Here is a 12,495-nt window from a genome sequence, read left to right on the forward strand (position 1 = left end):
GCCGCTTGCATCACCTTCCGAGGAGTGCGTGCTTTGCCGTGTCAGCGAGGCGGCATTATAGGGATGTCGAATCGGTTGGCAAGGGGATTCTCTTAAAAAGACCCCTTCTCCGGTTTAAGTGGCTATTTTTGCTGCATAACGAGGTAAAAACAGCCTCCCAGCGGCTATACGTGGGGCCGAACCCCCAGCGTGTGACATATAGCATAGGTCAGTTCGGAACGATTCAAGGTATAGAAGTGGAAATCCTTCACCCCTTCTCGGGACAATACCCGGACCATGTCGATTGCTACACTGGCACCGAGCAAGTTGCGGGTAGTCTGATCCTCATCAGCAATTCCAGAGAAGCGCTGGTGAAGCCAGTTTGGGATCTTCACATTGGTAAATCCGGCAAACTTTTGCAGCGTCTTGTAATTAGATACCGGCAAAATCCCGGGAACAATCTCGGCATCAATCCCTATAGCCGCGCAACGATCACGAAATCGTAGGTAGCTTTCAACATCGAAAAAGAACTGGGTAATTGCGCGGTTGGCACCGGCATCAATCTTACGTTTTAAATTCAGCAAATCCGCTTGTGCACTCTTTGCTTCTGGATGCTTCTCGGGGTAGGCCGCAACCGATACATCAAAATCAGCAACGCCTTTCAATAGCTCCACCAAGTCAGCTGCATACATATCGGGTCGTTGCGCACTATCTGGCGGTAAGTCTCCCCGCAGAGCCACAATATGCCGGATACCGCTATCCCAGTAGTCTTTCGCGATTTGAATCAACTCATCTCGACCAGCATCGATGCAAGTCAGGTGAGGAGCGGCAATCAGACCGGTTCTATCTTTGATGTCTTTGATGACTTTGTGGGTACGATCCCGAGTACCAGAGTTAGCGCCATAAGTGACGGAAACAAACTTTGGGGCCAAGGTGCGCAAACGCTCAATCGAATGCCACAGGGTTTGCTCCATCGATTCTGTTGTCGGTGGGAAAAACTCGAATGACACACCGATGTCACCATTCAGGTCGGCAAGGCTTTGATTGAGGGCCTCTACCTGACGTGCGCTATCAAAACTCATGGCTGTACTCCTTTTCTATTCGCTGCGACGACCTCCGGATTTACGAATATCCGCGCAGTGAATCAGCACTGGATGTTTGGACGTCTAAATGTCCAAACATCTTGGACAGTTCGCTGAGCGCTGTCAACCCACTTGATCGGTAAGCTGGATCACTTGCGCTGGGGTAAAAAACCACCCAGCCCGCCATTAATCACACCTTGGTCTGCATTTTTTACCAAATACAGACTAATTGATTGATACATGCCGTGATCACTAGTTTAAAGAGCTAAAATTACCCACAGAAAGCTGCAGGCACAAAACCAAAACAACTCGCGCCCGCCCGTTTATGAAGAAAAGGAATGCACAGACAGTTGCAGAAATAGATACCAGATCGGTGAGCGACCCGTGCGGGATTGAGAATATCGGGTCGCGGTAAACTCTCCAAACCTGGAGCCTGCTCGACATGACAAGGCCACATTTATAGGAAATGTTATAAATTTTTGCCCTGCCGAGAAAACATCATGATTTCATCGGGGATCTGTGCCAGTGAATGCACACCCACGGCAGCCCCCATCCGGATCGCTTCTTTGGGCATACCGAACACCACGCACGATGCTTCATCTTGCGCGATGGTCTTGGCACCCATTTCACGCATGGTCAGCAGACCTCGAGCTCCATCGTCGCCCATGCCGGTCATGATGACGCCCAGAGCATTGGGACCGGCAGCTTTGGCAACGGAGCGAAATAGGACATCGACCGAGGGCCGATGCCGGTTGACGGGAGGACCATCTAACACTTCGACACAATAATGAGCACCGGAACGATGCAGTTGCAGGTGTAATCCACCCGGTGCGATCAATGCAACTCCATCCAGGACCCGATCGCCATTTTTTGCTTCCCGAACCTCGATAGCACACAAGCAATTCAACCGTTCCGCAAATGCCGCCGTAAATTTTTCTGGCATATGCTGGACAATGACAATGCCGGGAGCATCGGCAGGTAACACACTCAATACCCGCTCTAATGCAATAGTTCCTCCCGTCGAGGTACCGATTGCCACAATACGGTCTGTGGTATGAGAAAACGAACGCGCAGGCTGGGATGTCAGATGAGAGGAAAGAAAGGGCTGTGCTACCCGCAGCTCCGGACGCAAAGCACGCGCAGAACCAGCTTCACGGATGGCAACCACCAGATCATGAGCAATAGTCTCAAGATGCTGTCTGACACCCAGCTTGGCTTTGGCAAATACCGCAACGGCCCCTGCCGCCAGGGCATCCAGAGTTAATGCTGCCCCTGCATCGGTCAGCGAGGAACAGATCACCACAGGTGTAGGATGAGTGGCCATCAATTGGCGCAAAAATGTCAGCCCATCCATTCGCGGCATTTCCATATCCAGTAAGATCACATCAGGCCATTGCTGTTCCAGCTTGGGTAGTGCACTCACTGGATCGGCGGCCGTCCCCAATAGTTGCAAATCGGGCTGCCCCTGGATCACCTCGGACATAAATTGCCGTACCAATGCGGAGTCATCAACTACAAATACTCGCGTCTTGGCTACCATGTCCCCTCCTGATAATCCGGACTACTAGGATCACCCAGATGCTGCCACCAAAAACGCCCCGAGGCGGCATCAACCAGCAGTTTGCGATGATGATGCCCCCCAGTCTGTTCGCATCTTAAGCTCAATCCCAGCCGACGCAGTTCTTGATGAAAAAAATCAATGTTCTTGTGGCCAATGCTCTGCTCATATTGCGCAGCCGAGTAAAATCTCGTACTACCACCAAACAATGCCAATGAAAAATCCTGGGGCCTAGCCCCTATCTTTTGGGCGTCATTCATCCACTGAGTCAATGCTACATCGCCATAGCGTAGACTTTGCGTATCGCCATCACGGAGTTTAGGTAACATCACATGACTCACAGATAGCAATTGACGCTCCGGCAACCAAGCAACCAAAGAGACACACGATCCTAACAGCGTAGATATCTGTTCACTCGTAGATCCAAAAAAATAATCGCCTGGGCCAAGGAATATCGTCATACTGCTGGCTCATGGTAATAAACAGCCGAGCCGCACGATGTCAATGGCAGCCCAAGACCATATAGACTTTCAGAATGACCAATAAAAAGGAAACCGCCTGGTTTTAAGCGAGAAACAACACGCTCAACAATGGATTTTTTCCCCTCCACATCAAAATAGATCAGTATATTCCGTAAAAATATGATATCAAAAACTGGCAAATCAGCCGGGAGATCTGTATTCAGATTGATACAATAAAAGCTAACCTTGTCCCGTAGTTCTTGTTTTATTTGTAGCAAACCCTCTAATTCGCCAACTCCTTTAAGACAATACCGTTTAAGGAAATCCGCCGGTATGGCCTGGGCTCGACTCATCGGATAAATCCCTTGCCTTGCCGAATCCAGAGCATGACGGCACAAATCAGAACCCACTAAGGACCAGTTCGAATAACCAGGTAATAAATCACTCAATAGCATACTAATGGAATACACCTCCTCTCCAGAGGAGCATGCCGCACTCCAGATGCTTAATGGCCGACGATCCCAATCTGTGATGATCGATTTCAAAAAATGAAAATGAGCTTCTTCCCGAAAGAAAAATGTTTCATTAGTGGTTAAGAGATCCACGGCTAGCCGTCGTTCGTCCTGTTGCCGCGGATCTTCCAACAAAGCAACATATTCCCTGAAAGATTCACACCCGAGAGCTTTCAGGCGTTTCAATAGTCGCCCGGCAACGAGTTGTTTTTTATGGTTCGCCATAATAATGCCAGATACATTTTGCATCAGCTTCTGAACGTGACCAAACTCAACATCACTCAATTGCGGCAAATCCATAGCTACCCCGTCATCACAGCATCAGGCACATCGACAATGGGTAATAACTCATCAAGATCTAATAATTTATCCACCTTCAATATAATTAAGAAACCCTGTTCTCGTCTCGCCATCCCCATAATGAAATCGCTGCGTATGGCAGTGCCAAAACTGGGTGGGGGTTCAATTTGTGCGATCTCAATATCCAAAACCTCATCGACAGCATCAACAACTAGTCCGACCAAATGGGGCCCATCCGTATTCGGCAGCTCCAGGATAATAATGCAAGTGCGCTTCCCCAAGACGGTTGCTCCTGCCCCAAAGCGCGCCGATAGATCGACAACAGGAACCACATTTCCCCGTAAATTAATGACCCCTAACACATAATTGGGCATCATAGGTACAGCGGTCAGATGCCCATACTCGATAATTTCCCTCACTCGATTAATAGGTAAAGCCAGCGCGATTTTCATGCAATGAAAAGATAGATTCTGGCCAGCACCGCGATCCTGAAGATCGGATGAGGAGGAATATGCAATCACATCATTCATACCGAGCACCTCCTAAAACTGGACAAAACGACCATCACCCGGCTCTGAATTCAGCGGCGACAAACTGGCCATTTTGCTAGTCCCTCGATTTAAAGCACCAGCAATTGGTTTGGCTTTGCTCGCGACATGACCCCCGATGTCCGAGACCTTAAAATAGCCAATCAGTTCAGTTAACTGTGCCGCTTGCGCATTCATCTCTTCGGCGGTCGCCGCCAGTTCTTCAGAGGATGAAGCGCTTTGTTGAGTGATCTGATTAAGCTGGTTCATAGCCACATTGATCTGACTTACGCCTGTGGTTTGCTCCTGAGACGCTGCGGTTATTTCCTGAACCAGATCGGAGGTGCGCTGAATATCAGGCACCAATTGGTCAAATAGCGTGCCCGCCTGCTCTGCCAACGAAACACTGTTGCCCGCGACTTCGCCGATTTCCTGTGCCGCAATCTGGCTACGTTCAGCCAGCTTACGAACCTCGGCAGCGACTACGGCAAAGCCTTTTCCATGGTCGCCGGCTCGGGCGGCCTCGATGGCTGCATTCAACGCCAGCAGATTAGTTTGGTAGGCAATGTCATCAATGATGCTGATTTTACTGGCAATCTGCTTCATTGCATTGACCGTTTCTTTGACGGCTTGGCCGCCGCGTAGCGCATCGTTAGCCGCCTTTGACGAGATGCCATTGGTCACTTTGGCACTTTCGGTATTCTGGGCAATCGATGCCGACATCTGCTCCATCGAAGCGGACGTTTCCTCGACACTCGCAGCTTGCTCACTCGCGCCCTGACTCAGGGCTTGGGACGTTGCACTAACTTGCTCCGCGGCGCTAGAAAGTGCATCGGCTGATGTTCGCACCTCGCGCATGGTATGACCGAGCTTATCCACCATTTCCTTGATGGCATACAGCAGGGACTTTTTATTATTTTCATCCAGGACTATCGCAACGCCCAAATCGCCTGCAGCAACCTTCCGGGTGATATCGACGGCATAGTCAGGCTCGCCACCTAATTGGTTGACAATACGATAAGAGATGAAAAAGCCCATTCCTAGTCCCAGCAGCACACCGGCAATAATAGCGCCAAACATCAAAGTAGTACTGTGCTGATACAAGGCTTGTGCGGCCATTGCTTGTTCTTCGGAACGTTTCACTTTCTGTTGAACAATTTTTGCAACTTGATCCATCATGCTCTGAATAGTCGGAGCAAAATCACCTTCCAGGTAATTATTGGATGGAGTCTCGGTGCGCAAGGGTTCACTCAGAACCATAGATTCAGTCTTCTTTATGCCATCCTTATAACTTGGCCATATACGATCAAATTCAGCAAATAATGCTTTTCCCTCTTCGGACACAAATTTAGGCCTAGCCTCATTAATCGCAGCTTCAACTGCGCTAAGACTTTTTAAATAACTAGCGATGTGTTGCTGACGACTCTCGTCTGTTTCAGCCAGCATGGCGGCTCGCAAATAGCGACCGATGGCAAGAAAATTCATTCGAGCATCGGCTGCAGCCTTCAACCCCAATAACTCTGTTTCATAGAGTCGATTGGTCATGCCATTGATGTCTCGCATATTGGCATAACCAACACCACCTACAATCGCAGCCACTAGCGACATCAATACGAACGCCAGAACAAGCCTTGTCCTTAATTTCATGTTTTTGAAGAAACTCATAACATTCTCCCGCGCAAAGTTTGCTTATAAAGAAAAATGGGTATATTGAGCCGAGCTAATTTGCTCATGCATCTTCTGCAACATCCCTGGAATATCCAAAATAAGAGCGACCTGACCCGAGCCTAAAATACTAGAACCGCTGATATCCTTTAATTGAGAAAACAAAGTGCCGAGTGGTTTTATTACAATCTGTTGTTCACCGAGCAACTGATCCACAATCAGTCCAAGCTGCTGCTTCCCATGACTAACAACCACGATGTTCTGCCGCTTGGATGGTTGACCCCCGATCGCGAAATGATGACGAAGATGGATGATGGGTAAGGGCTTGCCTCTTAATTCTCGATAATCATATATGGCGTCATCAATAATATGGGTCGCCTCCAGACACTCGGTGACCATATCAAGAGGAATAACCAGAGGTGTGTCACCGACACTGACCAGAAAGCCATCGATGATTGCTAGTGTCAACGGCAAGCGGATCCGCACACAACAGCCAGTCCCTTGCGTGGACTCCAATTCAATAGTGCCCCGCAATGCCTCTACATTCCGACGGACCACATCCATACCAACACCACGGCCAGAGAGATTGCTGACACTCTCCGCGGTAGAAAATCCCGGTTCAAAGATCAGTTGATACAAGGATTGATCATCCAGAAGATTATTGGCATCGATCAATCCCTTGGTTATCGCCTTTTGCCGAATTTTGCCGGCATCGAGCCCTTTACCATCATCATGGACTTCAATAACTATGCTGCCCGACTCATGAAATGCATTCAGTCGAATATTGCCCTGTGCCGGTTTCCCCGAAGCCATTCTCTGTTCTGCGGTTTCAATGCCATGATCGACCGCATTGCGCACCAAATGAGTCAAGGGTTCACTGATACGTTCGACAACCGATTTATCCAATTCGGTTTCAGCACCATTAATGGTCAGCGAGATCGATTTACCCAACTCCTGACTGGCATCGCGCACCAAACGTTGAAATCGCATGAAGGTCTCGCCAATTTCAACCATTCGTAAACGTAAGGCCGATTCTCTGATTTGTTCAACGTGTCGATTAATGGCCGACACCGAAGCGAGTAACTCACTGTCAGCTTTACTCCGCGCCAACATTTCACCACCGGCAGAAGCAATCACTAACTCCCCGACCAAATTAATCAGTTCATCGAGCTTCTGAGCTGAAACCTTGATAAAAGCGCTATCGGCATGACGTTTTTCTCGTATTTGGCTTTGTTTTTGCAGCGCTTGATTGACCATGACAGGAGGAACAATCCCCTCCTCCACCAACAATTCACCCAAGCGAGTTTTTTCCGGATGTTCCGCTTGTCGTGATAATCCTTCGCGCAACTCATGCTCGGTCAATAATCCACTTTGGATCAGTATCTCGCCCAGTAACTCTTTATCTTCAGGCAACTCCGAGATTAATTTTAAATAATCTTGTGTTTTGCTCTCCGGTGGCAAAATCCGGATTTGAGCAAGCTCCTGAATAAACTCGAACACCTCTTCAATCTCTGCTTTGGTGGCCTCGGTGACCAAATCGACTTCCACTCCGAGATAACAAACTTCCGCATGAAAATCAGGCCAATTCGGCAATCCATTTTGTATAAGCTGGATATGGCTAATGGAACCTAACTTGCACAAATATCGGATAAATGAGGCTGGATCAAAACCGAACTCAAATAAGTTCGGAGAAAAACGCAAAGAGATATGCCAACTAGCAGCACTGGGTGTTCGCGCCTCGCGCTCTACTTGCGGGAGTACCGGCTCTGCCAATGCACACGAGGCGTTCGTATCCCCTGGAACAAGCGACTGCAACAAAGCAAATTGTGCCGCATGCTGCTGGACCAGGGGAGACGGAGCCACGCCGGTGGCCAGCGATTCGACCTCATTGCTCAGAATATCCAGTCCTGATAGCAAAGCCGATATTTGCTGCCGATTCAGTCCTATGCCTTGGTCACGGACGCGCATAATCAGACTTTCTTGATGATGGGTAAATGCGACAAAGTCATCCAGCGCGAACAAGCCAGCAGAGCCTTTCAGGGTATGGACGGCCCGAAACAAGCTATTCAAGAGCTCTTCACCCTCGTCGTCACCATTATCCAGTGCCAGCAATATAGTCTCGGCCTGCTGGATGAGATCCCTGGCCTCTTCCAAAAAATTTGCTAATAACTGGCTCCACTGATCCTGACTGAACATGCCGGCTCCTTAATCATCAATGTTCCGAAAGCACAATGACATCGCCAAACAGCGAGGCTAATTGGTAAAGATCCAGGAGTTCGATCACAGAGTTTGAATGCTGCTGCAGTGTTAGCTGCACTCCCAAGCTTTTGCGTAATGCCAACAACAGTTGCAAGCCTGCGGTATCAATTTCCGATACTCCGGCCAAATCCATGATCAATTCGCCCTCTACCGGCCAAGCTTCGGTTATTTGTTGCTGAAATTCGGCCACCTCGTAAATGGTTAATGGTCCATGAATACGCACAAATAAATTGGAACCCTCGGTTGTTAGCTGCAACACAGTTCACCTCCGCTAAAGGATCAATTTTTCCACGGCAGCCAACAATTGCGGGGGCTGAAACGGTTTGATAATCCAGGCACGGGCACCAGCAGCCTGGCCCTCTTTTTTCTTGGATTCCTGACTTTCGGTGGTGAGCATGACCACAGGCGTAAATTTATGTTCCGGCTTACTCTTGAGAGCTTTCAGGAAGGTGATGCCATCCATATTGGGCATATTGACGTCGCTGATGATGAGATTAACGCGCTGTCCCACCAGCTTGTTCAAAGCATCCTGGCCATCACAGGCATCGATAACCCCGTACCCGACCGAGGTCAGTGCTGCCTTCACCAACTGCCGAATAGACAGGGAGTCATCCACTATCAACACTGTTTTACTCATGAACATTCCCTCTTAGAAAAAGGTGACGGCATCACTCTCGACTCGCGTATTGATTCGCCCTTGATGCTCTTCATCCGTCGTGAAGCGTTGACGGAAGCGCTGCTCCCAATGGTGCAAATCAAACTCACCACTTAACTCTTCAATCATCATGGTGCGAATTTCAGTCAAATCCGTTTGTAGATGTTCAAGTATCTGGCTGACCCTATCTTGAAACTGCAGCTTGACGATGATGTGGCTGATAGCGGTGGCACTCTCTTCAGATAACAAATGAAGCCGACTTCCCGCATCGTGAAGTTCATTGATTTCTGTACTTAACCGCGCAGTCACTGTCATCACCGCCTGATCGAGTAATGCGAGGTTGTTATCATCCGTCCGCACCAGATTATCTGCAGCGTCAATGGTGGCCTGAATGGCTTGGGTGACCGCCTCGACCTTCTTGGCAATGTCCCGGCCGGTTTCGCCAGACTGGCCAGACAAGGTCCGCACCTCGTCGGCAACCACCGCAAATCCTCGACCGGCCTCGCCCGCACGAGCCGCTTCGATCGCCGCATTGAGTGCTAATAAATTGGTCTGGCTCGCCAGTTTTTGCACAGAGCCAGCCATGTTCTTCAATTCCAACATGTAGTTACTCAGCTCGGTAATGGTCTGCTGCAGCTGGGTTTTATAACTGCGCGCCCCATCAAATGCGGCAATCACGCTAGCGAGTGAGCGATTAGTCTCCTCGAGGACCTGAGTAATCGAATGTCCGCCATGACGACCACCGAACAGATTCGAACTGGTCTGATTTTCTTCCTGTAATCGTCCCATCAACATGGAAAAAGGCGACAACAGGGCTTCGATGTTGTTGCGCACCAAGTCTCCGACCACATCAATCTGTCGATGCCAGGCATCCAGCACGGCAGGCATTTGCACCAGTAAGGGATCCGGCTCTGGCGTAACCACCATTGGAGCCTCGCTCTGCTTATCTGTCCTATCGCGTTCTAACCGCTGCTTCTGCTTGATAAACCGAAACAGCTCAACAAGCTGCATAGCCATTCCAGCGGCGATCAACAGCTGACCCACAATGGAATGATTCAACCCGATAGCCAATAAACCAAGGCCGCTCAGTAACAACACCAACACTCGGTACACAGCAAACCTCCGAGACCAAGAAGGAAAAAAGGACAGATAACCGACAGACACTTGGCAAGCTTAGGAAGGAATAATGGCGACAACCGGAACTCAGAGTCGTTATGTGACAGGCATCACGCGACAATATGAATGCGCAAATTCAGTGCCAATAACAGATAAAATCACTGAAAATCGCTAAATATGGCAAATATGACAGCAGGTAAATTTCAGGTGTTATTTATGCTAAAGCGCCTAACCACTGGATTTATTTACTATCTTCTTCTCTAAATATTTTGAACCTATGATACATATCACTCTAAGACGTAAATCCGATTGGCGGAACAGCCCAAACAACCGATATTGTTTACCAGACGAACCAACACGGAGAGTTGATCATGTTTCTCGACTATTTTGCCCTCGCGGTCTTACTGATCGTGGTGCTAGTGTGTTTTTACGGAATTATTGTCATCCACGATATTCCTTATGAAATTGCAGTGAAGCGGGATCATCCGCACCAGGATGCCATCCATGCCGCGGGCTGGGTCAGCTTGTTCACCTTGCATGCCATCTGGCCCTTCCTGTGGATCTGGGCCACCATCTACCGACCTGAGCGGGGATGGGGCTTTTCACAGCAACAACAGCAGCAGGATCACACGCAACTGGCAGCTCTGGAATTGCGGATCAGCCAATTAGAGCAGCAACTGCACGCATCAACTGGCACGGAAAACGCCAAGAGCGCCCAGCAGGGAGAAAAATAAATGGATTTGCTCATCATCATGACGTACGCAGCCTTTGCCTACGGCTGCTTCAAAGTGTTCAAGATCCCGGTGAACAAATGGACGGTCCCAACCGCCATGCTGGGGGGCGTCTTCATCGTCGCCGGTCTGATCCTGACCATGAACTATAACCATCCCTACACCTTCATTGCCCAAAAAGCGGTCGTTACCGTCCCCGTGATCCCGCAGGTCAGTGGCACAGTCTCTGAGGTGTTGGTCACCCCGAACCAACCGATTAAAGCGGGCTCGATTCTGTTTAAAATCGACCCGACCATCTATCAAGCACGAGTGGATCGTCTGACCGCTGATCTGGTCAAGGCAGAACAACAAGTCAAATCCCAGCAAGCACAACTGACCGCCAGCCAGAGCGAAGTCGAACGCGCTACGGCAGAACGGGACAAGGCGTTCAAGGATTTGGGACGATATCAGCGGGCGGCCGGAAAAGCCGTCAACCCGTTTACCGAACAAGAAGCGACCAATGCCAAGCAAGCGTACCTGGCACAGGAAGCAAATCTGGCCACGGCACGCGCTCAACAGTTGCAGATACAGAGTCAACTGGATGCTATGGTGGATGGCGAAAATGCTTCTGTGGTCAGCCTGCGCGCCCAACTGCGCGAAGCGAAATACAACCTGGAACAGACGGTAGTCCGTGCCTTGACCGATGGCTACGCCACTCAGGTGTTGTTGCGCCCAGGCAGTTATGTCAACAGCATGCCATTTCGCCCTTCGCTATTTTTTATCCCGAAGCAAGACCGCGGCATCGTCGCCTCGTTCCGGCAAAACTCGTTGCAGCGCGTCAAGGCTGGCGATGAGGCCGAAGTGTCGTTCACCGGCATCCCAGGTACTATCTTCAAAGCCAAGGTTAAACAGGTAATTCCTGTTGTTCCGGAGGGGGCCTATCAGACTCAGGGCGCGTTACAAACCGTGACCTTCGATAACCGCAATGGCGTCCTGGCGGAACTGGAACTGGATGCGGCCATCGAAGCCTACAACCTGCCTGATGGTGTATCCGCTCAGGTCGCTATCTACACCGATCATATGGCACATTTGGCAGTCATGCGGAAGGTGTTGCTGCGCATGACCAGCTGGATGCATTACATCTACCTGGATCACTAATCGACGCGGCCGATGCATGACCTAAAGGGCTTGGTCATGCACAAGTAAATAGCTGATGTGCGGGGGATTGTTTTGACAAGCCCCCCGCCCATCGAGCACAATCAGGCGTTCATCAGACCTAGTGGGACTCAATAACATGACGGCGGAAACCCAAAATTTCTCGACCCTAGAACAGGCCTTCTCTCTTGGGAATGGTCAGGACTCAGCACTCAACTGGTTGAGAAAAAACCGCAGTCAGGTCGCCATCTTTCTGGTCAGCGGTATCAAGCTGGAAGGCATCATCAGTGGCTTCGATCAGTACAGTGTGCTGTTGACGGACGCCCACGGTAACCAGCAGATGATTTACAAGGCCAAGATTTCTACCATAGCGTTGCTCACCAGCAGAATGGGCGGCGGTATCCAGCGCCCCCGTCGTCCGCCACGTCCTGGCATGGATCAACGCGGTGGTAGCTATGAAGATCGTCGCAATAGCCCCCCCGATGACACGACGCAAAGCTAAGTCCACTTATTCTT

Annotated in this window: 12 protein-coding genes and 2 pseudogenes; 3 read left to right on the forward strand and 11 right to left on the reverse strand. The window is 49.8% G+C overall.

Translation table 11 applies throughout. The annotated features are described in order from the left end of the window. Positions 1-164: 164 nt before the first annotated feature. From metF to ACZYUB_RS12400, 11 genes and pseudogenes are all read right to left on the reverse strand, one after another. A complete protein-coding gene (gene metF / locus ACZYUB_RS12350; RefSeq protein ID WP_463948301.1) occupies positions 165-1,061 on the reverse strand; it encodes a methylenetetrahydrofolate reductase in 897 nt (298 codons plus the stop codon). 469 nt (positions 1,062-1,530) lie between these two features. Beyond that, positions 1,531-2,601 carry a protein-glutamate methylesterase/protein-glutamine glutaminase gene (locus tag ACZYUB_RS12355; RefSeq protein ID WP_463948303.1) on the reverse strand — a complete coding sequence of 357 codons (1,071 nt, stop codon included), beginning with the start codon at positions 2,599-2,601 and terminating at the stop codon, positions 1,531-1,533. After that, entirely contained in the window at positions 2,595-3,080 is a 486-nt protein-coding gene (locus ACZYUB_RS12360) for a chemotaxis protein CheD (RefSeq protein WP_463948305.1), read from the reverse strand. The genes ACZYUB_RS12355 and ACZYUB_RS12360 overlap by 7 nt, the downstream gene beginning before the upstream one ends. Then, positions 3,077-3,892: a CheR family methyltransferase gene (locus ACZYUB_RS12365; RefSeq protein WP_463948306.1), complete on the reverse strand. Its 816-nt coding sequence runs from the start codon at positions 3,890-3,892 to the stop codon at positions 3,077-3,079. Before ACZYUB_RS12365 ends, ACZYUB_RS12360 begins: the two co-directional genes overlap by 4 nt. A 2-nt stretch (positions 3,893-3,894) precedes the next feature. Continuing rightward, complete coding sequence (locus ACZYUB_RS12370) at positions 3,895-4,422, reverse strand: chemotaxis protein CheW (protein WP_463948308.1); 528 nt, start codon at positions 4,420-4,422, stop codon at positions 3,895-3,897. 170 nt (positions 4,423-4,592) lie between these two features. Then, a pseudogene (locus ACZYUB_RS12375) lies at positions 4,593-5,274 on the reverse strand (methyl-accepting chemotaxis protein); the annotation flags it as partial. 255 nt (positions 5,275-5,529) lie between these two features. Next, positions 5,530-6,084: pseudogene (locus ACZYUB_RS12380) on the reverse strand (MCP four helix bundle domain-containing protein); the annotation flags it as partial. Positions 6,085-6,108: 24 nt separating this feature from the next. After that, positions 6,109-8,280 carry a chemotaxis protein CheA gene (locus ACZYUB_RS12385; protein ID WP_463948310.1) on the reverse strand — a complete coding sequence of 724 codons (2,172 nt, stop codon included), beginning with the start codon at positions 8,278-8,280 and terminating at the stop codon, positions 6,109-6,111. Between the two features lie 16 nt (positions 8,281-8,296). Beyond that, positions 8,297-8,602: an STAS domain-containing protein gene (locus ACZYUB_RS12390; protein ID WP_463948312.1), complete on the reverse strand. Its 306-nt coding sequence runs from the start codon at positions 8,600-8,602 to the stop codon at positions 8,297-8,299. Positions 8,603-8,614: 12 nt separating this feature from the next. After that, positions 8,615-8,980 (reverse strand): response regulator, encoded by a 366-nt coding sequence (locus ACZYUB_RS12395; protein WP_460883174.1) that lies wholly within the window; start codon positions 8,978-8,980, stop codon positions 8,615-8,617. Positions 8,981-8,992: 12 nt separating this feature from the next. Beyond that, positions 8,993-10,009: a methyl-accepting chemotaxis protein gene (locus ACZYUB_RS12400; protein WP_463948314.1), complete on the reverse strand. Its 1,017-nt coding sequence runs from the start codon at positions 10,007-10,009 to the stop codon at positions 8,993-8,995. A gap of 476 nt (positions 10,010-10,485) precedes the next feature. Here ACZYUB_RS12400 and ACZYUB_RS12405 point away from each other — a divergent pair, with 476 nt between their 5' ends. From ACZYUB_RS12405 to hfq, 3 genes are all read left to right on the forward strand, one after another. Beyond that, positions 10,486-10,848, forward strand: a complete 363-nt coding sequence (locus ACZYUB_RS12405) for a DUF3302 domain-containing protein (protein ID WP_463948316.1) — start codon at positions 10,486-10,488, stop codon at positions 10,846-10,848. Next, positions 10,849-11,982, forward strand: a complete 1,134-nt coding sequence (locus ACZYUB_RS12410; RefSeq protein WP_463948318.1) for an HlyD family secretion protein — start codon at positions 10,849-10,851, stop codon at positions 11,980-11,982. 136 nt (positions 11,983-12,118) lie between these two features. Next, a complete protein-coding gene (gene hfq / locus ACZYUB_RS12415) occupies positions 12,119-12,481 on the forward strand; it encodes an RNA chaperone Hfq (RefSeq protein WP_463948320.1) in 363 nt (120 codons plus the stop codon). Positions 12,482-12,495 lie beyond the last annotated feature (14 nt).

It is taken from the genome of Pseudaeromonas sp. HNCC25DJ182 (assembly GCF_055413365.1).